Origin of the sequence: Parabacteroides sp. TM07-1AC (genome assembly GCF_003480915.1) — a bacterium.
Classification (GTDB): Bacteria; Bacteroidota; Bacteroidia; order Bacteroidales; family Tannerellaceae; genus Parabacteroides; species Parabacteroides chongii.
Genome location: NZ_QUKD01000002.1, coordinates 405,391 through 428,549 on the forward strand (window position 1 = coordinate 405,391; position 23,159 = coordinate 428,549).

Sequence of the window (23,159 nt, forward strand, 5' to 3'; positions counted from 1 at the left end):
TTATAGGATACCTTGAGCCATCATTGCTTTTGCAACCTTCATGAAGCCGGCAACGTTTGCACCCTTCACATAGTTTACAGTACCGTCGGCCTGTGTTCCGTATTTCACACACTGTTCGTGGATAGACTTCATGATACCTTTCAGTTTTTCGTCTACTTCTTCTCTTGTCCAGCTCAGCTTCATGGCATTCTGAGTCATTTCCAGACCCGATACAGAAACCCCACCAGCGTTAGCTGCCTTACCCGGAGCATACAGGATCTTAGATTCCAGGAATGCATCGATCGCTTCCGGAGTAGAAGGCATGTTTGCACCTTCCGATACAGCAAAACATCCGTTTGCCAGTAAAGTCTTGGCATCATCGCCATTCAATTCGTTCTGAGTAGCACTCGGCATGGCAATATCGCATTTTTCACCCCAAGGACGGCCACCCTGTACATATTTACAACCATATTTTTCTGCATATTCACGAATACGTCCGCGGTACAGATTCTTCAGTTCCATGATATAATCCAGTTTTTCACGGTCGATGCCGTCCGGATCATAGATGTAACCGTCGGAGTCAGACATTGTAACCGGCTTAGCTCCCAGTTCGATCAGCTTTTCAACTGTATACTGAGCAACATTACCTGAACCAGACACGGCTACCACTTTACCTTTGATATCGATATTACGAGTATTCAGCATTTCCAGCAGGAAGTAAACGTTACCGTAACCAGTTGCTTCCGGACGGATCAGTGAACCACCAAATTCGATACCTTTACCAGTGAATGTACCTGTGTTTTCGCGAGCCAGCTTTTTGTACATACCATACATATAAGCCACTTCACGTCCACCAACACCGATATCACCGGCAGGAACATCTGTGTCAGGACCAATATGGCGCCACAATTCCATTACGAATGCCTGGCAGAAACGCATGATCTCAGCGTTTGACTTGCCGCGCGGGCTGAAGTCGGCACCACCTTTACCACCACCCATCGGCAGTGTAGTCAGAGAGTTCTTGAAAGTCTGTTCGAAAGCCAGAAACTTAAGGATAGACTGATTTACCGAAGCATGGAAACGGATACCGCCTTTGTACGGACCGATCACGTTGTTATGCTGGATACGATACCCCATGTTTGTCTGTACCTGTCCTTTATCGTCCACCCATGTTACACGGAATGAGAAAATACGATCAGGAATACAGAGACGCTCGATCAGGTTGCTTTTTTCAAATTCAGGATGTTCGTTATAGGCCTCTTCAATGGTGCCTAAAACTTCAGCAACTGCCTGATGATACTCGGGTTCGTTAGGAAATCTTCTTTTTAAGTTGTCTAAAACTTCATTTGCCTTCATAAGAACTGTTTATTTAGAATGTTATACCAATTTGCTATTTAACGTCCTTCATTCAAGAACGTCGCAAAGGTAAGCCATTTTTTCAAACCAGCAAATATTTGAAAGAAAAAATGATAAAAAAATATCATTTAGACATTTTAAAGAAGCAATTACGACGAAATGTCATTCATTTCTACGTTTTATATTTTTATAGACAGGAACGAACACAATGATAGCGGATGCTACCAAAGCAAAAATCACATCAAATGTGATCTCTTCACTGTAAACTAGCAGCATGTAGGCCAAAACACCCCATAAAAGGGTGAGACATACCGCCTGACTATTTGTTATCTTTCTACGGGCCATTGGTTACATTTGTTTAGTTAGACGAAAGTTGTGATCCCAAAAAGATCAATAATACCAAAAATACAGCTATAATACCAAATAAGATGACAATTTGCTTTTCCAGCGTATAATTACGTAGAAAAGGGATATGACGAGCCCAACCGGCGACGACCTGTATCTGCTCTGCTTCTTCATCTTCCTCCGGGATATCATACCCACCGGCTTTCATAACCTCCAAAGCTTCAGGCACATCGCTTTCCAGTATCTCCACACGGGCACCACCGACATCCACATAGCAGGCATATAACTGACTCGTGTATTCGTTTCGCAGATAACACTCGATCCCTTCCGATTTGAGCAACGCTATCAACGTTTGTGCCTCGGCCGGGTATTGAAACCGTGCAATCTCGACCATCTTTTCCATATCATCCATGAGCTTGTCTTTTTGCAAAGAAAGTGAATTTGACTTACATGAGCAAGTTTTCCGCGATACCTGTTGCCTGCCGGATGCGATCCGCCATACCGATACCGCCTTTGATATTGCCTGCCAGGATCAAGCCGGGATAGCGTGTTTGCAACTTATCGATCGTGGCAAAACGTTCACCACTACTTAATTCATATTGCGGAATGGCATGTGCATGACGGAAAATACGGATCATATCCGGTTGCATCCCGATCGGAAACTTCAACATGGCATGAAATTCGTGTGTAACGAGCCCTTTCAACTCGTCATCAGTCAAACCGGTCAGTTCTGATCGTTTAACACCGCCGATAAAGAAAGAAAAGAGAGCCCCTTCTTTCGGTGCACGGTTATCAAAACAAGCTGCCGGGAAAAGAATCCCCAGCACATCCCGCTTCTCACAGGAGGGAACCAGCCCTCCGAAAGCATTAAAATGCAACTGTCCCGTATTGCGAACACCGACACTGACCTGTACAACCGGAGCATACTGCAGGTTACTGATCTTATCCATATCTTCCCGGGGAACAAACGGCAATAGCTCTGGTAATGTATAAGCACCACAGGTCGTTACCACCTTATTGGCATGGAGGGTCTGCTCTCCTTCCGAAGTCCTGTAAGTAGCCTGCCAGCCATTCTCCGACGGACGAATCGTAACACCGGAAGCCGATACCGTGATATTCCGGCGGTCGATGGATTCTTCCATTGCCTTTACCAGATTCTCCAAACCACCGACTGCCGAAAAGACCTTTTTCGTAGCCAACCGGGCGCGGTCCGTTTTAGGTTGCCGGGCTTTGGCAATCGTTCCTTTGATAAATCCTCCGTATTGTTGTTCCAGATTGTATAATTTAGGCAAAGCATAACGGGTTACCAGCTTCAGCGGATCCCCGGCATACACTCCGGATAAGAACGGATCGACCGCATAGTTCAGGAAAGACTTCCCCAAACGCCGGGCAGCCAACTCCCCTACCGACTCGTCCGGATTCGTACCTTTGGCACGAAACGGTTCTCCCAGGATACGGAACTTGTCGCCCAACGTAAATAAAGGAGTCGTCACGGCACTGAACAAGCCTGAAGGTAAAGCACGAAAAGAATCTCCTTTCCAGATCAAGCGACGCTTGGCTTCCTCGTGTGCCGTCTCCAGCTCACAGGCCGGAGACAGAGCAGAAAACAACTCCGCCACCTCCGGATAAGAAACGACTCCCGTATTAGGACCGCTTTCAAAGATAAAACCGTCTTCCCGAAACGTATGTATCTGTCCTCCTATCCGGTCGTTGCACTCCAAAATATGTACTTGTTTTCCACCCCGTACCAGATGAAAGGCAGTAGTCAGACCGGTCAGGCCGGCTCCGATGATCAGAATATCCGTAGTATGCTGTTCCATATCAGACTGGTTTAGAAAATGATTTATTAGAATGAAGCATCAGTTTATCCAGCGATGCCGCCACGTTACGAACAAAAAGAGCGCCTTCGGAAGTCATGCGGATATGATCATCGTCATATTCGATCAAACCGTCCCCGGCAAACTCCCGCATACGTTTTTCATCATAAGCTGTTGCCGCTTTTACCTCATCAACAGGGCAAGACAGGCGGGTAGCCACATCCTGCCAGTTCAATGTATAGTTACACATCAGCGTTTCGATCGCTTCGCGGGTGATCTGTTCGTCGCGGCTTAATGTATATCCTTTTGCTATGGCAAACGAACCGTCTTCGATCTGTTCGATATATCGGTGAATATCTTTACTGTTCTGCGTATAAGCGGAACTCAGTTGGCTTATGCCCGTCACACCGAAAGCATACACCTGCCCTGTCGTACGACGGGTACAATAGCCCTGAAAGTTACGGTGCAGCTGTCCGTTTTGCCGGGCGGTATACAATTCGTCGTTTTCAAGTACAAAATGATCCAGACCGATGGTTTTATAACCGGTACCGCCCAATATTTCTTTCGCAGCTTCAAACATACGGCTCTTTTCCTCACTGGCGGGAAGGCCGGCTTTTTCCAGGATCAGCTGTTGCCGGTTGACCCAGGGGACATGCGCATAAGAAAAAGTAACCAAACGATCCGGCTGTAAAACGGCTGCCCGGGTAATGGTTTCGGAAAAGCTTTCGGCTGTCTGGAAAGGCAATCCGTAAATAAAATCCATATTGATACGTGCTCCTTTGCTGCGAAGGATCCGGAAGATCATTTCAACCGGCAGTAAAGCCGGACGACGGTTTACTGTCTTCAATACCTTTTCATTGAAATCCTGAACACCCAGGCTAAAGCGGTTGAAACCGGCTTCGGTCAGGTACTGCCAATATTCTTCATCCAGGTATCCGGGATGGCATTCCACGGCTATTTCCGGCTGATCGATCGTTTCAAAACCGGCCAACAGATGGTCGTTCAGTTCTTTCAAAACATATACCGGTATGGCCGTAGGGCTTCCTCCGCCATAATGTATCTGGGATATTTTTCGTCCCGGAGCCAGCCGTTCTTTCACTTTATCGATCTCCACATGTAGGGCTTCTATATAACGTTCCACCACACTCCGGTTCATCATCGCAAACGAATTGCATCCGCAATAATGACAAAGATGACGGCAGAAAGGAATATGTACATAGAAAGAGATATGTCCGGGACTGGCAGTATTGGAGGCTTCTATGGCAGCTTCATAATCTGTATTTGTAAATGTATCCGTAAAATAATTGGCCGGCGGATAGCTGGTATACCTCGGAACCGGCACATTGTATTTTTGTAATAAGTTTTGTATCATAACTATGCTGTTTCTTTCTCTTTTCTAAACACGATCAATATATAAACAAGTGACAAGAGGGCCAGGCTGACTTCAAAGAAAAACAGTCCGTGATAGCCGGTATGATCGGCTATTTTCCCGCTCAAGATGGCCATCAGCATTCCGCTCAGATGGGTGATCACAGTCTGTACCGTAAAGTCAGTACCTTCCCGTCCGGGGCGCACGCAATCCATAGCGGTAGTATATACCACAATGGTAGCCATCCCGTAGCTTCCCCAAAGCAAGGCAATCCCCATGTACAACATTCCGAGCGTCGGAGTCACATAAGAAAGCCCCAGGAAGTAGAGTGTGGCAAGCAATACAAAGACGGAAAACAGGATACGCGCCCAATGCCGTCCGATCCGGCGTACAATAAAACCTCCGATAAAAGAAAATACAAAACCGAAGGAGGTACCGATCACCCCGCTCATCACCCCGATCTCTTTCATCGAATATCCCAGGTCGACCAAATAAGGCTTCAACATCGCCAGCGTGCCGATCAGTCCTGAATAATAAAGGAACAGGAAACCGATCTGTTTCCATATATTCTTTTGGGCGAAGAAATAGAAGACATCCGCTTTCTTCGCCCGTTCGTGTGTATCTTTGGGGGCAATCTCCAGACCTCGATTGAACAGCAACGGGAGCAAAGCAACTATCACGAACAGGGCCACACACGGCAACAGACTATTCCATCCCAATTGTTTGAACAAGAGCAGTAACACACCGCCACCGATCATCGAACCACCAAAACTGCCCATCGACTGCATACTGTTCACCAGGCTTTTATCCTTCCGGCTAAAAGAAAGAACCGCCAGCGCATCGGTCGCTATATCCTGTGTGGCTGAAGCGATAAACGACACGATAATCAAGGCGATAATCGTATAAAAGTCTGTCTTGAAATCAAGAAAGGCAACAGCAAAGATCAGGACGGCATAGATCAGTTCGGAAGAGAAAATCCACCGTTTATAATCGCCCGTTGTCCGGGCATGACGGTCTACCATCGGCGACCACAGGAATTTCAATATCCAGGGCAGCTTGATCAGTTGTAATAGCCCGATGGCGGACAAGGAAAAATTCTCCTGCCGCATCATGACCGGGATGACGGTGGAGAAGAAACTCATCGGAATGGTCTGCGCAATATACAGGCAGAAAAAGGTTCCGAGGTTGAACGCTTTATTTTTTTGTATCATATCAAAGTGCTATTGCCACACTACCGCCAATCGTAAACGGACGTCCCGACTGTGCCAGTCCTTTTCCTCCCGATTCAAAATAAAAGGCGGTATATTGTGTATTGGTGATATTCTTAGCCCAAATTGCAAAGGTAGCGAATCCTTTGGTTATTGACACCTTTCCGTTCAATTGTCCGTAAAAAGATTGAGTAACTTTATTATCTTCTTTCCAATGGATCTCTCCCACACCGGTAAAATTTGTACTGATCATGATACGGTCGATATGGGAACAAGGTGTCGGAATCGTATAATCGGCACCGACTGCAAATGTATGCGACGGCACCATCGGGAGATAGTTGCCCGAATAATCGATCTTCTTCTTCTCGTCGACATAGTCTTTAAAAGTAGCATGGGTAAAACCATAATTCACCTGCACCATCAACCCGTTCACCGGATTCCCCTGCAGGCTGACCTCTACCCCTTTGCTCTCACTCCGACCGGCATTGGTCAACATGGAACCGCGACCGGAAGGAAGTGTCTGACTGATCTGTTGATTCTTCCAGTCGATCCAAAAGAAGGCGATATCGGCACGCAGCCGGTTATCCAAAAAAGGATGCTTGCCGCCCACCTCATAGTTCCAGCTCGTTTCCGGTCGGAAAGAACGATCCTCCTCACGCTCGAAAGAGGTATTGAACCCACCGGTTTTATACCCTTTCGTCACTGTGGCATAGAGGATCCCCGAAGACGGGAACAGGTACTGTAACGCAAACTTAGGTGTCACCTGGCTGAATTTCAGTTTACTGTAAAAGGCATCCAATTGTTCTGTTTTCTCTTCAGTTTCTTTAAAACCGATAAAATCGGTAGATGCACGTTCGTAATCATACCGTATACCGAAAGTAGCAGAGAGACCGTCGAACAGGAGATCATCGAAAGTGGACTGATGGTACAGGGCAAAGCCGTAAGTCGGCGTATCATAGATTTTGCGGGTCGTGTATTTCTGTGCCAGATAATCCAGTATCACGGTATTGTCAATACCCTGCCAAAAACCGAAAGCTCCAAACAACCACTTATACCGGTGGGTCGTTGTCGATTTCAGATTGAATTCCTCTGAAAACATCTTCTGCTTCTGGTCCTGCTTAGCAAAATAAACGCTTGCCGGAGAGAAGTCCTGGTCGATACCCTGATGGTCCGACAGATACTGAAAGGCAGTTTTGCTGCTCAGGCTATAGCCGGTTCCTTTATACTCAGCAGTCAGACCGGTTGTCGACATGGCCCGTTTATAAAAGCTATAGTCATTATAATTCACATCACCGGGCCGATGTGTCAGCGAATCGCAGACAGCATACGGATACCCTCCCTGCTTGGAATAATCGTAAGAACTCATCAAGCCGAGCGACCACTGCTCCGTCGGTTGCCATTCCAGCCGGATACGTCCGGAACCGCTTTTCTGGTCGTCTGCTCTTTTGTCGGTAAACAAATTCGTGAAATAGCCGTCACTCCTGTTATAATTGGCAGAAAGGGAATAACCGAATTTCTCCCCTATCTTCGCATAACGGGAAAGAGCATAATCGCGGGCACCGTACGTACCGTTAGAGACAGAGGCATTCATCCCCTGATATTTCAAGGGAGATTTGGTATATACATTAATAATTCCTCCCATGGTATTACGTCCGTACAGGGTTCCCTGCGGGCCGCGCAATACTTCTACGCGGTCTATTTCAGCAAAGTCAAAATCGAATGCCGACTTTTCAAAATAAGGGATACCATCCACATAAAGTCCGACGGAAGGCGCATTAATCTTCGAACCGATCCCCCGAATATAAACAGGAGAAGTCAATTTTGAACCGTAATCAGGCATAAACAGGTTGGGAATGAATGAGCTGAACTCCTTGATACCTGTGATATTCTTATTCTGTATAGCCGTACCGGTAACAGACGAGGCCGATAGCGGCTCCAAACGTAAGTCTCTGTTTTGTTTAAATGACCGGACTACCACCTCGTTCAGATCGACCTGACGGACTTTCGTTGTATCCTGGTCGTCTGCTTGTACAGATAGAACAGAAAGAGACAAACAACAGAATAAAAGTAATATCTTCATATAAATTATTTTTAGATTCCCCAAAAACTCATTTAAAACGAACCCTCACTTCGTTTAAAACGAGATTTTTTTCGTTTTAAACGGACTGTAAGCTCGTTTTAAACAAGTTTTCACTCGTTTTAAACGAGATTTGGGCTCTCTGGTCGACCACATTATACAAGTTATTGATAATAAATAAATTAACAACGATCCAGTATAAAAGTTGAACTATATATCCAGTTTGTATTAAGGAACACAGATGGCGCAGACGAGCGCAGATAAACGCAGATAATATATTGTTTTAAAGAAAATAAAAAGTCTGCGAGCATCTGCGTATTCTGCGTCATCTGCGTTCCCTAATACGATCTGAATAGGTTCAATTCTGATAAATTTTGAATCATAGTATCCATTTAGAAAGTTACTGCAACCTCTGCCCCGATCTGGAACGGTTTGCCTTTTTGTATGAATGAATTGTTGAATGATTCGAAATAAAATGCTTGATAATCCGTATTTGTTATATTACGACTCCATACATTCAGATTGACTGCCCCTTTACGTACACCAGCCTTGGCGTTCAACACGGCATAAAAGTCCTGGCTGATATCATTCTTTTCCGTCCAAAAAATCTTCCCGGCTCCGGCGCACTGTGCAGAAACAGTAAACTGATCCAACCAGCAATTACGTAGCAACTTCGTATATTGTAATCCCAGGCTTACGGTATGACGCGGAGTATAAGGGACAAAGTTATCCTTGTAATTTACCTCCAGCTTGCTTTCCCTGTCGATAGCCAGATAATCACGGAATGTAGCACGGGTAAAACCATAATTCAGATCGGCAGTCAATCCCTCGGCAATCAGGCTGCGAAGGCTTACTTCCACACCATAGCTGTCCGCTTTTCCTCCGTTGGTGATCATACGGCCACTGCCATTCTCCGCAAAGGTTGTCAACTGGATATCCTGTATATCCATATAGAAAAATGTCAACTCTGCATTCAGCCGGTTTTTAATCAATTCGCTGCGGACGCCTAATTCGTAGTTCCAGCTATGTTCAGGTTTATAGGAAGCTACCGACTCTACATCCGACGGTTTATTTTTTTCTGCTTCAGCAGGCATGAACTTCTTCATCAGGTCATATTTTGCATATTCCTGCACCAGGTCACCGAACATTTGCACATTATAGCCGCCCGTTTTGTACCCTTTTGCTACAGACACGTAAGTAAAAGTTCCCGGGCTGCACTGGTAACGCAAGGAGACCTTCGGCAAAACCTGTAAAAAGTCCTGTGATGTCTTATCTTTCAAATGTGCTTCCATCGGATAAGTCCCCAGCGGCCTCCCCATCATCGACACCCCAATCTTCATACTGTCGACAGCCGAATCATAATCCAGCTTCGCTTTTTCATAATCCAAACGGATACCAGCTGTAATAGAAAGTCCGTCTACGAACAAGTTATTATAAGTAGACTGATGAAAAGCGGCAAAGCCGAATGTAGGCGTTTTAAAATAACCGGGGAAATAGATTTGATTCTTATCGTCTCCATACACAGTCAATTTAGGAGCATTCGGGTTATTACCGATCATCTTGTCAAATGCATCCTGCAAGATATCCTTTAAGCCATCCTCCTTAAAGATAACCGGCCCGTCCGTATTCAGACTATTATAAAAGCCATACGCCCCGAAACTCCACTGATAGTTCTTCTTATGGTTGGAACGGATCGCCACTTCTTCACTCCAGGCATATTGTTTCTGCTTTTGGTTCAGTGTGAAGACCGACTTCTCTGTATAGTCCTGGTCCATCTTCATATCATCCTTCAGATACTGGTAGGCAGTAGTAGAAGAAAGTAGGATATTATCCGTTTTCCATTCCAGATAAAGACTATTATTCAGCATATTCCGTTCATAAGAACTGGGATCGTTGATGCGGATCGGAGCAACCGTCCCCGTTGCCTTATCATATAATCCGTAAGGAAACGCCCGCTGATTGACATAGTCGTAATTGAATGTATATTGCGCTTTCAGGTTCGGTTTGATCAACCAGTCCAGCTTGAAACGACCGCCTGCCGATTCTTCTTTATCGGCCCGTGTATCACTATATTCATTGACGAAGAATCCGTCATTCCGATCGTAATAACCACTAAGGGAAATGCCTACATTGTCGCTCAACTTCCGGTAATGGGCTCCCTTTGCCTTGAATGCGCCATAATTTCCACCGGACAAGGACAGTTTCGTCCCCTGGTAATTTAAAGGTGAAAGCGTATAGATATTCACGATTCCTCCCATCGCATTACGTCCGTACAATGTTCCCTGCGGACCACGCAACACCTCCATACGCTGGATATCGTTCAGTTCGAAATCAAATGTGCTCTTATCGAGATACGGCACATTATCCACATAAAGTCCGATCGATTGTCCGCTGCTTCGTGCACCGATACCACGGATATAAATAGCCGAAGTCATCTTCGAACCGTAATCCGGCATATACAGGTTAGGGACAAAGGAACTGATATCTTTCAACGCATCGATCTGCCGTCCGGAAATAGCCTGGGGGGAAATGATGGAAACAGAACTGGGCAATAAGCGTAAATCATTCGTTTCTTTCGTGGAAGAAGTCACCACCACCTCATCGATATTATACGTTTTGATGGTATCGTTTTCATTGACATTCACTTTTATTTCATCAGCCTTCATAGCTTGTAAACCAAAAAGAGAGCTGACAACCAGCACACACAGACAGCGTTGTTTCATTGTACTCGAACTATTAGTATTTTTCAATTGCAAAGAAACAGGAAAGATAGAAGACAATCAATCACTACATGTAGTGATTTTAACACTACCATGCCAAACAATTCAGCACTATAATGCTATTCTACAATTCTATATCATCCCCTGAGATGATCCCATTCATGATGGCATAAAAAGTCAGGCCGGAAACGGTTTTGATACCTAATTTAGTAGTGATATTCTTTCGGTGAGTGAGGACCGTGTTCAAGCTGATGCTTAATTTATCCGCTATTTCCTTGTTGGTGATACCTTTTACGATCAATTGGAGGACATCGGTTTCACGGGTAGAAAGGTCTTTGTTCGTATCTCCAGATAGATTGGCGGAGTTATCGTTGGCTAGCAATTGCTGTAACTGCTCGATGATTATCTCCTGGGAGGCTTTTACCGTGATATGGTTCGTGGTAGAGATACCACCGTCACCTTCTCCCCCATTGATTAACACAACCGTTTTACTACGGCGAGGCAGGAAAAAATCACCATTCATTACCTGTGTTTCAGGTGAGGTAAAATAGTAATCGAACGTATCGTTGCAACCGTCAACATTGAAAGCATCGAACGTAGGAAACCAACACACTTCCACAGGAGGGAAATAGTCGGTAAGCAAGCTCTGAAGACCAATGCTCTGCAAAGTATCGGATAAAATGATTGCTATTTGCTTGGTTCTATGCATCAATACGGATTATTTACACAGTTTCTCCATGGCTGATACCATCGGAGTCAGAATACGGTAACGGATACGATTATGTTGTTTGATGTCTTTTTCAAGGCTGCTGATGCCGAAGATCACGGCATAACATAAATTCTCATTGTAATCACCCGACAGGTGTTTAACCATTATGCCTTTCAGATCGGACAACAACGCCTCGATAGGATCTTCCAGCCGCTGCTCACCGCCAAGTTGAAGCACTCCCGTTTCGCCGGAAGCCTGACAACCGTTGATCTTCTCACTTAATGCCTGGCAATAAGGGAACCAAACCGTGTCGTCTTTCTCGATACGCGCCGTCAACTCTTCCTTAAAAGAAGAGAAGAATTTGCCGATCAGATTCAACGTATTGTTTCCCGGGGTACTCATAGAGATAAAAGAAGTCAGATGCCGCTCTATGTTCGGCAGTTGATAACGTAAATAATATTGGTTGGTCTTGGTCAGGTAATCGATGATCTGCGAAGTATGGAAGGTCTGCAACTTCCTTTCCGGGAAATATTCCTCGTTCAGGAACGTGTTTATTACCGTCAGCAGGAAATCCGTATCCAGCTGATATTCTTCACAGATCGTTTTCACCGATTTATCCCCCAATCCGAGGCGGATACCAAACCGGTTGATTACAGGAATGAGTGAGGGATGTTCCTCCACCACCTCACTCATTTGCATATTTGGATATACTAAAGGCATAGTTTATGCTTCTTCCCATTGTTTGCGCAAGAGTTCTACTGCGGCAGGGACAACAATGTTGCGATCACCCTGGCATCCGCATTCGAAACTTACGTATTTATCATAACCTAACATCTTCAAACCTTTGAAGCCGTCTACATAATTATCCGCCTCACCGTCTTCACCCGGCATGCTGCGACGTTTACGGCTTGCCACGTGCACGTGCTGCAGATAGTCACCCGCTGAAAGGAACGCTCCCATATCGGACGTTTCCTCCCAGGTCATATGCCAGAAGTCCCCCATGCAACGTACACCCGGATTGTTGATATCACGGCATATGGAAGCTGCATCGGCCACCTGACGCATATAGAAACATTCTTTGCGGTTCAGAGGTTCAAAAATCACGGTCGTTCCGTTCTGTGCAGCATGATTACCCATCTCCGTAAACTGTTCGCACAGGAAGTCACGGGTTTCCTGGTTATGAGGAAGCGCGGGGACCTGCCCGTTGAACGCCGGAACGATGATAACACCTGTCGACCCCAGCTCGCCGGCTGCGGTGATGATCTCCTTCATTGTATCCATACATTTCTTACGAATAGCAGGATCGGTAGAAAGGATAAATCCTTCAAAGCCGGCACAAATAGCACTGACCTTGATATCACGACCGTTCAGAGCCTCTTTGATCTCTTTCACCCGGTCTTTCAGTCCGCGTCCGCCCGGTTCGAAACCGACCACACCCAGCTTCTCCATATAGTCCAGCTTCTGGTTCAGGTTTTCACCCGGCGCAATACCTTCCTGGAAAGAGATGTTCAGTTTTGCTTTTGTGTTGCAGCAGGACTTTGTCTCCGGACATTGTTCATCCGAAGAAGCCTTACCGGCACAAGAAGCCAACGCACCGGTACTGACAGCAGCTACTGCAGCACCGGATAATGTTGTTTTTAAAAAGTTTCTTCTATTCAATGACATATCGTTACTTATTTTGTATCACGAGGTTTACCCGGTACCGGAACTGTGAATGAACTCATATCCATCTTACCCAGATTGAGGTCTTTCGGAGTATAATCCAGCGGAGAAGCAGTCATGGCATCCCATGTCGTTTCAGCTCCCGTATAAGCAGATTCACGTCCCATGATAGCAGCCATGTTCGATACGGCTGTTTCAGTAGCCTGCTGAAGCGGTTTGTTGCCACGGATGCTGTTGATCCAGTTTACGTGTTCCAGTGTATACGGGTCGTTCTGCTTGAAGTTGGCTTTCTCTGCTTCGTAGTCATATTTCCAAATCACATTGCCGGCAAGGTCTTTGATCTCCATCGTTGCACTGTTCCATGAGCCTTTCGTTCCTTGGATAAATTCGCTGACATTGTTGGCACAACCGTCTACTTGGCGACACATACTATGCAAATGGATACCGTTCTCCATCGTGAAATCGATGCTGAAGTTATCATACTGATCACCGGTAATACGACGCTGACGAGAACCGAAGCCGACAGCTTTTACCGGCTTCAAGCCACTGAACCAGGTAAATACATCGATATTATGTACATGCTGTTCTACGATATGGTCACCGGATAACCATTTCCAGTTCACCCAGTCTTTGATCATATATTCGCAATCGTTCCATTCTTTTTGACGCTCGCGGAACCACAACATATTCTGATTCCAGTAAACCGTACCGCCTGTGATCTCACCGATCATACCTTCCATGATCTTCTTGTAAGACTCTACATAAGGACGCTGGTGATGACGCTGTGTACCAGTGATCACGCGAAGATTCTTAGCTTCCGCCTGTTTGGCAGTAGCCATGATCGTACGATAACCAACCGGATCCACACAGATCGGTTTTTCCAGGAATGAATGTTTTCCCTTTTCTGTCGCATACTGGAAATGTACCGGGCGGAATACAGGAGGAGTTGCAATGATCACCACATCTACCCCACTGTCTATTACCTGCTTATAAGCATCCAGACCGACAAAACGCTTGTCTTCCGGAATATCTATATTCTTATCTTTTTTCAGTTTATCAGCCAGTCCGTCGATTCTTTCTTTGAATGTATCGCCCAACGCAACGATAGTTACGCCATTCGCAGCATTCAGGAAATTGAAAGCAGCACCGGAACCACGTCCGCCGCAACCGATAACACCAGCTTTCAGTTCTTGTCCGTCTGTTGCCAGGTCGGGCAGTTCCGGGATATAATAAGTACCCGGTTCTTTCAGCGGTTTCAAAGCATTTGCTTTTTCTCCACTGCTACATGAGGTTAAAACCACACCTGCTGCGCCACCTGTTCCAATTGCACCCAGTGCACCGGCCATAGCGGAGCTCTTTAAAAATGATCTTCTACTGATACTGTTTTCCTTTTTCATGATATAGCAAAATTTAAAGAATTGATATTATTTACACTAGTCTACTTCATTGATGAATCCGGCTCGCAAACCACGCGGAAACCAATACCACGTATATCAGAGTACCACCAGATACTTTTAGGTTGCTGCGGGTCGGTCTTTAACCACGCTTCATGTTTGGTATAGTCGCGGGCTGCCGAACGCAAGTCTGCAGCATCGGATGTATAGTTACCTCCGCGTACTACCCACTCTGTTCCTTCGGTTACCAACGGATCTGTTACAGATTCGCCCCCTTTGCCATAAGCTTCAGGATCATACTTGTCTGCACAATATTCCATGACATTACCCAACATATTCTTTAATCCGAACGGATTGGCTTTCACCAGTTCCGGTTCCTGTGTCTTGTTCTTACTGTTCTTACTGTAGATAACGAACGAGCTGATGCTGTCGGTCTTTGCGTCAAAGAACTTACGCCAGAATCCCTGGTCGGAGAAGTCCTTCGGGCTACCGCTGAAGAAGTAAGGAGTTTCCGTACCGCCACGGGCTGCATATTCCCACTCAGCTTCGGTCGGCAGACGATATTTCTTGCCGGTCTTCTTCGACAACCACTGGCAGAATGTTTCTGCTGCATAATGTGTCATCGTAATAGCCGGACGGTCGCCACCACCCCATCCCTGATCGGGGAATCCGAACGGTGGTGTAGGACCGGAAATAGCATCTACATCCGGATTGCTGTTGTTTGCATATACAGTTTCGGGAGGAGTACGTCCTTCACTCATCGTATTACCATAGAACGACCAGTACTGGTCCCAGGTAACTTCCACCTCAGCCATAAAGAACGGGCTGACTGTCACCGTACGGACAGGAGCCTCGTCCGGTTCATGGAACGGTTCCTTGCTGGTACTACCCATTTTGAACGAACCGCCCGGAACAGCAACCATCTTGAATGATACCGGAGTTCCGGGTATCTGTTCTACATAGTCCGTGAAGCTTGTAACCTGTGTCGGTTCTTTAAAATACAGACTGGTATCGATAGCAGCAGAGCCGGCCAGTCCAGGTATACCCGTCAACTTCGAATGGTTGTAATTCGGGTTGTAGTGTCCGGCATCCAGATGACAGCTGATACACTGCAGGTCCAGTTTCTTTTCATTCTCATCATAATAAAGGTGTGCAGTGATACCATCGTTTGTGATTCCTTCCGGAAACAAGTTCTGGTGACACTCTTTACATGATTCGTTCGGGATATACTTAACGGCATGTTCCAATTCCGACTTTACGTTCCAGTCAAAATCGGCGCTGTCTTTCGTCATAAAAGACCAGACATCTTTCAGGCCCAGCTTAGCTTTTGCCGTATAATGGTTCCAGGTATCGTGTTTAGGCGGAAGGTGGCAGTCCACACAATGAACTTTCACACCGCTTCCGTTATTTACGTGCTTGGATAATTTCCAACTACTTTCCACATGCGGATGCACATGGCACATCATACACGACTCGTCTGAAGAGAAATAGACGGACGTATTATAAGCCAGGATCATTACCCCGGCACCACATATCCCCCCTAGAAGAAGCATAAAGGTCTTTCCTTTAAAAAAACTCTTCTTCTTTTGGTCTGATGAATATCGATTAGAATTTTTGTTAGTAGCCATCTGTTTTTATGGTATTCTAAATTACACTTAGTCTAAGAATTAGATTTAAAAATCGGCAATAAAAGTAGCATTTTACTTAATATAAAGAAAGCATAACCAGTTGATTTAACGTAATAAGTAAACTGATTATGCTTTTTTTAATTATTTTCAGACTCCTAGAGATTGGATTGAACAGGTGTCATAATGAAAGTAAATTCATAATCACCATAAGGTAAACGATATTTCTCCAGTGGCAATGTACCCCAACTGTTCACACAACCTAATCCCATTTGCGCTTTATCTATACAAAGATTTGTATAGTCTACTTTCGGGACCAGCTCTGAATGTCTCTGATCTTTCTGTACACCGTCGTCCAGCGATTCGATCGAATAATTCAATGCGGAAGCAGAGAACGGAGCCTCGGCGACGAACATCAAACCATTACCTCCCTTATTCGTCTGTTTCCACCAGCGGATATCTGTCTTTGTACCGGTTTCCTGCGGACGGATATAAGAATAGAACTGTTCATCGACTGTCTGGCAGAATTTACCCAGGTCAGTTACGTTGTTACGGTCTGAATAATTCTCCCACGGACCACGTCCATAGTACTTGATCAGCGACATCTCTTCCGGCATCTGCATCTGCATACCGAAACGGAACATATCGGAAACCTTGGCTGACTTGTCGGCCACCATCTTCTGTGATACTTTTACCGCACCTTCATTATTTATAGTATAGGATATAGACAATTTAGCCGATACGGCTTCCATCGTATATTCAGCATTTACTACAGCCTGACCGTTCTCGATCTTATTCGTCAGTGAAGTCAGCTTCAGACCCGGTTCTTTCCAGGCAGCATATTTTTTCTGCAAACCGGCACCCATATCGTTATCGGTCGGTGCACGCCAGAAGTTCGGTGTCAGCTTTCCGCCTTCATCGATCAAAGCCAGTCCTTTCACATCGTATTTGCAAAGGAATCCGTCATGCTTATTAAATTCGATCAGGAAGTTCTCGCCGGAAACGATCAGGTAATTATAATCGTTCTCTTTGATTGTCGGAATGACAGTAGCAATATTGGTCTTCTCCACATTAGCCAGTTTCAATTCAGGAGCTTTGTACGGACGAACCACCAGCTGATTCTTGGCAACCGTATGTCCGGCAGGAAGCATCGTTTCCGCTTTCTTCAGTTTGAAAGCCACATTCAGCAGTAATTCCTTACATTTACATATACCTTCCGTACTATAATTCAACTTTACAGATTTAGTCTGCTGCGGAGCGACATCCAGATCCTTGATCATACCGGTCTGTATCACTTCACCCTCAGCCAACAGTTCCCATTCAGCATAATAACCGTCGAGATTACGGAAGAAGTTCTCATTATACACATTCACGACACCGTTTGCCAGGTCGGAAGGAGTTACCCAAATAGACTGATAGATATAGCCTACTTCATGCATATGCGGATTCGGTTTACGATCCGGACTGATCAAACCATTATCGAGGAAGTTGTTATCGGTTGCATCATAACGGTTAAAGTCACCGCCATAGCCATAAAATTCAACACCTTTGTCATTCTTCCAACGCAAAGACTGATCCACAAAGTCCCAAATGAAACCACCCTGATACTTCGGATACTTACGGACAAGATCCCAATATTCTTTAAATCCACCCTGTGAATTACCCATTGCATGTGCATATTCACACTGGATAAGCGGTTTATCGACATTACCGTTGCAATAGTCTTCACATCTTTTATAATCCAAATACATCGGGCAGTAGATATCGGTAAATTCATTCGTTCCGGCCTGTTCGTACTGAACGGCACGGCTCTTGTCTTCATTTTTGATCCAGGTGTAGCATGCTTCGAAGTTCGGTCCGAAACCAGCTTCATTACCTAACGACCAAAAGATGATGGACGGATGGTTGAAACCACGCTGTACATTACGCTGGTTACGCTCCATATGTGCTTTTGCATATAACGGATTCTTAGCCAGTGTTTCTTCGCCATATCCCATACCGTGAGATTCCACATTCGCTTCGGCAACGACATAGATACCGTATTCGTTGCACAGGTCATACCACAAATTCGCATCCGGATAGTGACAGGTACGAACCGCATTGAGGTTGTACTCTTTCATTATTCTGATATCCTGCAGCATACGTTCGCGGGATACGACATAACCTCCGTCCGGATCCATTTCATGACGGTCTGCTCCTTTGAACAATACCGGCTGACCGTTTACCAGTATCTGACTGTTCTTCAGTTCGATCTTACGGAAACCGACCTTTACCGGAATAACTTCCAGTTCCTTATTACCATCTTTCAAAGTGGCCACCAATGTATAGAGGTTCGGTGTTTCAGCCGTCCATTTTAACGGATTGGCAACAGCGATGTCTGTCGATACTTTACCCGATCCCTTTAAGGAAGCCGTAGCAACCGGATTGCCTTGTTTGTCCAACAATTTCAAGTCTACCGTCCCGCTACCTTTCAGGTTCAGGCTCACATTCAATGTCGCATCCTTATACTGGGCATCCAAATCCGGAGTCACACGGATATCCTGAATATATTTGGGATTGCGTGCATACAGATAGCAGTCGCGACCGACACCTGACAGACGCAGGAAATCCTGGTCTTCCAGATACGTGCCGTCACACCAGCGGAAAGTCTGGAACGCGATCAGGTTCTTGCCCGGTTTCAGGTATTTTGTCAAATCGAACTCAGCTTCGAGTTTGCTGTCTTCGCTGTAACCGACATACTGGCCGTTCACCCAAAGATACATATTGGAAGTCACCGAACCGAAATGAGCAAAAATCTCCTTACCTTTCCAGTCTGCCGGAATAACTATTTCTTTACGATAAGAACCGACATGATTGTTTTCTACAGGTATTTCAGGTGGGTTATTCTTGAACTGGTTCCGCCAGGCATATCCTACATTCACATAAATAGGATCGCCGAAACCATTCAGTTCCCAAATACCGGGTACAGGCATATTCGCCCATCCTTTGTCATTGAAACCGACCTGGTAAAAATCAGTAGGACGTGCATCGGCATCTTTCACCCAGTTAAATTTCCAGGTTCCGTTCAAAGTCATAAAATTGGCTGATGATTCTTTACATCCCTTTAACGCTGCATCTGCTGTTTCGAACGCAAAGTAGTTCGCATGCATCGGGGCACGGTTCACCGCATTCACGTTCGGATCTCTCCACTCATTCTTTTGAGCGAATGCTGTCATTCCGATCAAGGAACAACAGCAAACTAACATTTTTAATTTCATTTCTATCTTTGATTTACTAATGTGCGGTAATCAATCTACCCACTTCTGCCATTTCACATTTTCATTGTATCCGGCTTCCACCATCGTTTCAATGAATTGCATTCCTCTCACGCCGTCATAAACAGTCGGAAAGTCCAGGCATTCCTCACAGGGAGTTTCACCTTTCTTGACACTCATTACGGTATGGGCAAAATTCCGGTAAATATTGGCAAAAGCTTCGATAAAGCCTTCCGGATGACCTCCCGGAGTACGGGTATTCATCTTAGCCGTATCACCGATGAAACCGTTGTTTCCCATACGAATCACTTCGGTCGGTTTATTCGACCATTTTGCATATAAAGTATTCGGTTCCTGCTGCTGCCATTCCAAACCGCCTTTATCACCGTAAATGCGGATACGGATGTTGTTTTCTTCTCCGGCAGCAATCTGTGAGGCGGTAAGCGTTCCGACTACCCCGTTTTCATAACGAAGGAAAGCGGCACCGTCGTCATCGATCGGACGACCGGGAACAAACGCATTCAGGTCGGCACAAACTTCCTGTACTTTCAGACCGGTTATATATTCACTCAGATGCCAGGCGTGCGTACCTATATCACCGATACAGCCTGCTTTCCCTGAGCGTTTCGGGTCTGTACGCCATCCGGCATTATTTCCGCCCTGCAGTTCGATACGGTCGGAAAGCCACCCCTGCAGATATTCCACATATACACGGCGAAGCGTACCCAGATCCCCTCGGGCAATACGGGCTTTCGCTTCTTTTACTGCCGGATAAGCGGAGTACACATGCGTAAGCGCCAGGATCAGCCCAGTCTCTTCCACCTTTTTCTGAAGTTGTTTGGCTTCTTCCAATGAGAAGGTCATCGGTTTATCCACTACCACATGGAATCCTCTTTCCAAAGCCATCATAGCGGGTTCGAAATGCCAGCGGTTAGGTGTTACGATGGTCACAAAATCCATCCGTTCGCCTTCCGGCAAAGTCATTTCGTGTTCGAACATTTCCTGATAAGTACTGTAAATACGGTCTTCCGGCAAGAAATAAGAAAGTCCGGAACTTTTAGATATTTCAGGGTCTACGCTGAAACATCCGCAAACTAATTCAATCTGATTGTCCATAAAGGCAGCACGACGATGGATCGCACCGATAAAAGCGTCACTTCCGCCGCCTACCATGCCCATTCTTAATTTTCTGTTTTTCATGATAATATTAATTTTACAATTACGAATTGAGACCCTAAAGATAGGATTTATTTCGTTACTTCACAGGCTTTAGTCCCATCTTTTCTGCCCGCTGCAACATAAACTGATAGGCGGCTTCGTGCTCATTAGGAATCACTCCATCCAGGATGGCATTCTTTATGGCTTCTTTCAACACTCCTACGGGTTGTGAAGGAGGAAGGGCAAATGTCTCCATGATTTCCTCACCGGAAACAGGGGGTTGGAAATTACGAACCCGGTCTTTCTCCTCGATATCAGCCAACTTTTCACGGACCAGACGGAAGTTATTCAGGAAGCGGCGGACTTTTTCCGGATTCTTACTAGTGATATCTGCCTCACAGAGCTTCATCAGATCGTCGATATCGTCACCGGCATCGAATAGTAAACGACGGATGGCCGAGTCGGTCACTTCGTCGTCTGCCAGGGCGATCGGACGCATGTGGAGTGTCACCATCTTCTGTACGTACTTCATCTTTTCGTTCATCGGCAACTTCATGCGGCGAAAAATTCCCGGCAGCATACGCTCACCGATAAAGTTATGGTTGTGGAATATCCAACCTAGACGAGGGTCGAAACGCTTGGTTGCGGGTTTGCCGATATCATGGAAAATGGCACTCCAACGGAGCCACAGATTATCCGTCGTCTTACTCAGACGGTCCAATACCATCAATGTATGGGCAAAGTTATCCTTATGACCGATGCCTTCTTTTGTCTCAGCACCTTTCAATGCACAGAGTTCCGGGAAAATAAGAGGCAGTAAACCGCTTTTATCCAACAACTCAAAACCGATGGAAGGTTTTGGGGAAAGGACAATCTTATTCAGTTCATCCACAATCCGCTCCTTAGAAATGATGGAGATCCGCTCCTTGTTACGCTCGATCGCATCGAACGTGTCGGGATGGATAAAGAAGCCTAGTTGAGATGCAAAACGGACTGCACGCATCATACGCAACGGATCGTCGCTGAAGGTTATATCCGGATCGAGAGGCGTACGGATAATCAGATTATCCATATCGTCCAAACCTCCGAAAGGATCGACCAATTCTCCGTAACGGTCCTTGTTCAGACACAAAGCCAAGGCATTGATCGTAAAGTCGCGCCGGTTCTGATCGTCTTCCAGCGTACCGTCTTCCACGATCGGTTTCCGGCTGTCATGGCTGTACGATTCTTTCCGTGCACCGACAAACTCAATCTCCAGGTCACCGGATTTTACCTGTGCCGTCCCGAAGTTCTTAAACACGGACAGATGTGTCTTTTTGCCTAACTTGTTAGCTACTGCTTTTGCTAATTCTATTCCGCAGCCTACTGCAACGACATCAATATCTTTTGAAGGACGGTATAAAAAAATATCCCTGACGTAACCGCCAATCACGTAAGCTTCAACACCTAATTCGTCTGCAGCCTCAGATATGATGCGGAACGGCTTTGCCGATATATGATTTAAAATATCTTCCTGATCTATATACATTCGCTTTATTTATCTCGCTCGTTGAGACTGCAAAGATAAAAAATATATCTTTGCAGACAGAACGAATAAGATAAACAACATGAAGAAGTCAGCAATATGTATTGCACTTGCCGCCGTAACACTGGCAGCCTGCAACAATGCGGAAAAGGAAGCACGGGCTCGGTTGAGCAATGCTCAAAGCATGTATGAACGGAATGAGCTCTTCGCGGCAAAGAGTGAAATAGACAGTATCCGCGCACTCTATCCGAAAGAATTCAAAGTCTTAAAAGAGGGGCTTTCACTTATGCGGCTTGTGGAGGTAAAAGAAGCGGAAAGGAATATCGCTTTTTGCGACAGTCTGATCCCTATCAAAGCGGAAGAGGCAGAAGGTCTGAAAAAAGGATTCGTTTTTGAAAAAGACAGTGTCTATGAAGAGATAGGTAATTATATCTGGAAACAACAAACGGTGGAACGGAACGTACAGCGTTGTTATATCCGTAGCGGGGTGAATGAAAAAGGTGAGATTTATCTTGCCAGCGTTTTCTATGGCGGTGCACCGATCAATCATACCGGCATCAAAGTCAGTACCAAAGACGGTCAGTTTGCCGAAACTGCTTCTATCTCGTATGACGGCGGAGTGAATTATCGCTTTAAAGACCTGGGGAAAACAACAGAGGTTGTGACTTACAAAGGTGAAAAAGGTATTGATGCCGCCAAGTTTATTTCAACTAATATAAAAGAACGTATTAAAGTTGACTACACAGGAGGCAAGCCCTATACAATCTATATTGCAGACGGAGACAAAAAGGCTATTGCCGCTACTTTCGAACTGGCTACGGTGTTAAGCGACCTGGAAAATCTTCAGAAAGAAAAAGAGAAGTCAACCAAACGGATCGCTTATTTGAAAAGCAAACTGGAGAGTAAGACGGAAGAATAAAAATCTTTTTCTTTGTACCATAAAAAAACCGGTTCCCACAAT

Annotated in this window: 17 protein-coding genes; 1 reads left to right on the forward strand and 16 read right to left on the reverse strand. The window is 45.5% G+C overall.

Going from position 1 to position 23,159, the window contains the following annotated elements; all coding sequences use genetic code 11:
* From DXD68_RS06390 to DXD68_RS06465, 16 genes are all read right to left on the reverse strand, one after another.
* Nucleotides 1–1,335 carry an NADP-specific glutamate dehydrogenase gene (locus DXD68_RS06390; RefSeq protein ID WP_122360815.1) on the reverse strand — a complete coding sequence of 445 codons (1,335 nt, stop codon included), beginning with the start codon at nt 1,333–1,335 and terminating at the stop codon, nt 1–3.
* A 162-nt stretch (nt 1,336–1,497) separates the two neighbouring features.
* Nucleotides 1,498–1,680: a hypothetical protein gene (locus tag DXD68_RS24725; RefSeq protein ID WP_122355590.1), complete on the reverse strand. Its 183-nt coding sequence runs from the start codon at nt 1,678–1,680 to the stop codon at nt 1,498–1,500.
* Nucleotides 1,681–1,693: 13 nt separating this feature from the next.
* Entirely contained in the window at nt 1,694–2,083 is a 390-nt protein-coding gene (locus tag DXD68_RS06400; RefSeq protein WP_122361092.1) for a DUF2007 domain-containing protein, read from the reverse strand.
* Nucleotides 2,084–2,126: 43 nt separating this feature from the next.
* On the reverse strand, nt 2,127–3,500 hold the full coding sequence (gene hemG, locus DXD68_RS06405) for a protoporphyrinogen oxidase (RefSeq protein ID WP_122360816.1): 1,374 nt from the start codon (nt 3,498–3,500) through the stop codon (nt 2,127–2,129).
* 1 nt (nt 3,501) lies between these two features.
* On the reverse strand, nt 3,502–4,869 hold the full coding sequence (hemN, locus tag DXD68_RS06410) for an oxygen-independent coproporphyrinogen III oxidase (protein ID WP_122360817.1): 1,368 nt from the start codon (nt 4,867–4,869) through the stop codon (nt 3,502–3,504).
* A 2-nt stretch (nt 4,870–4,871) separates the two neighbouring features.
* Nucleotides 4,872–6,077, reverse strand: a complete 1,206-nt coding sequence (locus DXD68_RS06415; protein ID WP_122360818.1) for an MFS transporter — start codon at nt 6,075–6,077, stop codon at nt 4,872–4,874.
* A 1-nt stretch (nt 6,078) separates the two neighbouring features.
* A complete protein-coding gene (locus DXD68_RS06420) occupies nt 6,079–8,154 on the reverse strand; it encodes a TonB-dependent receptor (RefSeq protein ID WP_122360819.1) in 2,076 nt (691 codons plus the stop codon).
* A 389-nt stretch (nt 8,155–8,543) separates the two neighbouring features.
* Nucleotides 8,544–10,874: a TonB-dependent receptor gene (locus DXD68_RS06425; protein ID WP_122360820.1), complete on the reverse strand. Its 2,331-nt coding sequence runs from the start codon at nt 10,872–10,874 to the stop codon at nt 8,544–8,546.
* Nucleotides 10,875–10,995: 121 nt separating this feature from the next.
* Nucleotides 10,996–11,580 (reverse strand): helix-turn-helix transcriptional regulator, encoded by a 585-nt coding sequence (locus DXD68_RS06430; RefSeq protein ID WP_122360821.1) that lies wholly within the window; start codon nt 11,578–11,580, stop codon nt 10,996–10,998.
* Between the two features lie 9 nt (nt 11,581–11,589).
* Nucleotides 11,590–12,279: a helix-turn-helix transcriptional regulator gene (locus DXD68_RS06435; protein WP_199715431.1), complete on the reverse strand. Its 690-nt coding sequence runs from the start codon at nt 12,277–12,279 to the stop codon at nt 11,590–11,592.
* 24 nt (nt 12,280–12,303) lie between these two features.
* Complete coding sequence (locus tag DXD68_RS06440; protein ID WP_122360823.1) at nt 12,304–13,245, reverse strand: TIM barrel protein; 942 nt, start codon at nt 13,243–13,245, stop codon at nt 12,304–12,306.
* A gap of 8 nt (nt 13,246–13,253) precedes the next feature.
* Nucleotides 13,254–14,639, reverse strand: a complete 1,386-nt coding sequence (locus tag DXD68_RS06445; RefSeq protein ID WP_122360824.1) for a Gfo/Idh/MocA family protein — start codon at nt 14,637–14,639, stop codon at nt 13,254–13,256.
* A gap of 41 nt (nt 14,640–14,680) precedes the next feature.
* Nucleotides 14,681–16,264: an SUMF1/EgtB/PvdO family nonheme iron enzyme gene (locus DXD68_RS06450; protein WP_122360825.1), complete on the reverse strand. Its 1,584-nt coding sequence runs from the start codon at nt 16,262–16,264 to the stop codon at nt 14,681–14,683.
* 155 nt (nt 16,265–16,419) lie between these two features.
* Nucleotides 16,420–19,518, reverse strand: coding sequence for a glycoside hydrolase family 2 TIM barrel-domain containing protein (locus tag DXD68_RS06455; protein WP_122360826.1), 3,099 nt, complete (start codon nt 19,516–19,518; stop codon nt 16,420–16,422).
* Between the two features lie 30 nt (nt 19,519–19,548).
* On the reverse strand, nt 19,549–20,715 hold the full coding sequence (locus tag DXD68_RS06460; protein WP_122360827.1) for a Gfo/Idh/MocA family protein: 1,167 nt from the start codon (nt 20,713–20,715) through the stop codon (nt 19,549–19,551).
* A gap of 55 nt (nt 20,716–20,770) precedes the next feature.
* Complete coding sequence (locus DXD68_RS06465; protein ID WP_122360828.1) at nt 20,771–22,201, reverse strand: CCA tRNA nucleotidyltransferase; 1,431 nt, start codon at nt 22,199–22,201, stop codon at nt 20,771–20,773.
* Nucleotides 22,202–22,280: 79 nt separating this feature from the next.
* On the opposite strand from DXD68_RS06465, the gene DXD68_RS06470 reads away from it, so the two are divergent.
* Nucleotides 22,281–23,117 carry a hypothetical protein gene (locus tag DXD68_RS06470; protein ID WP_122360829.1) on the forward strand — a complete coding sequence of 279 codons (837 nt, stop codon included), beginning with the start codon at nt 22,281–22,283 and terminating at the stop codon, nt 23,115–23,117.
* Nucleotides 23,118–23,159: the final 42 nt, after the last annotated feature.

Coding starts and splice junctions, on each gene's coding strand:
- DXD68_RS06390 (WP_122360815.1), bottom strand. CDS start 1,335: ATGAAGGCAAATGAAGTTTTAGACAACTTAAAAAGAAGATTTCCTAAC.
- DXD68_RS24725 (WP_122355590.1), bottom strand. CDS start 1,680: ATGGCCCGTAGAAAGATAACAAATAGTCAGGCGGTATGTCTCACCCTT.
- DXD68_RS06400 (WP_122361092.1), bottom strand. CDS start 2,083: ATGGAAAAGATGGTCGAGATTGCACGGTTTCAATACCCGGCCGAGGCA.
- hemG (WP_122360816.1), bottom strand. CDS start 3,500: ATGGAACAGCATACTACGGATATTCTGATCATCGGAGCCGGCCTGACC.
- hemN (WP_122360817.1), bottom strand. CDS start 4,869: ATGATACAAAACTTATTACAAAAATACAATGTGCCGGTTCCGAGGTAT.
- DXD68_RS06415 (WP_122360818.1), bottom strand. CDS start 6,077: ATGATACAAAAAAATAAAGCGTTCAACCTCGGAACCTTTTTCTGCCTG.
- DXD68_RS06420 (WP_122360819.1), bottom strand. CDS start 8,154: ATGAAGATATTACTTTTATTCTGTTGTTTGTCTCTTTCTGTTCTATCT.
- DXD68_RS06425 (WP_122360820.1), bottom strand. CDS start 10,874: ATGAAACAACGCTGTCTGTGTGTGCTGGTTGTCAGCTCTCTTTTTGGT.
- DXD68_RS06430 (WP_122360821.1), bottom strand. CDS start 11,580: ATGCATAGAACCAAGCAAATAGCAATCATTTTATCCGATACTTTGCAG.
- DXD68_RS06435 (WP_199715431.1), bottom strand. CDS start 12,279: ATGCAAATGAGTGAGGTGGTGGAGGAACATCCCTCACTCATTCCTGTA.
- DXD68_RS06440 (WP_122360823.1), bottom strand. CDS start 13,245: ATGTCATTGAATAGAAGAAACTTTTTAAAAACAACATTATCCGGTGCT.
- DXD68_RS06445 (WP_122360824.1), bottom strand. CDS start 14,639: ATGAAAAAGGAAAACAGTATCAGTAGAAGATCATTTTTAAAGAGCTCC.
- DXD68_RS06450 (WP_122360825.1), bottom strand. CDS start 16,264: ATGGCTACTAACAAAAATTCTAATCGATATTCATCAGACCAAAAGAAG.
- DXD68_RS06455 (WP_122360826.1), bottom strand. CDS start 19,518: ATGAAATTAAAAATGTTAGTTTGCTGTTGTTCCTTGATCGGAATGACA.
- DXD68_RS06460 (WP_122360827.1), bottom strand. CDS start 20,715: ATGAAAAACAGAAAATTAAGAATGGGCATGGTAGGCGGCGGAAGTGAC.
- DXD68_RS06465 (WP_122360828.1), bottom strand. CDS start 22,201: ATGTATATAGATCAGGAAGATATTTTAAATCATATATCGGCAAAGCCG.
- DXD68_RS06470 (WP_122360829.1), top strand. CDS start 22,281: ATGAAGAAGTCAGCAATATGTATTGCACTTGCCGCCGTAACACTGGCA.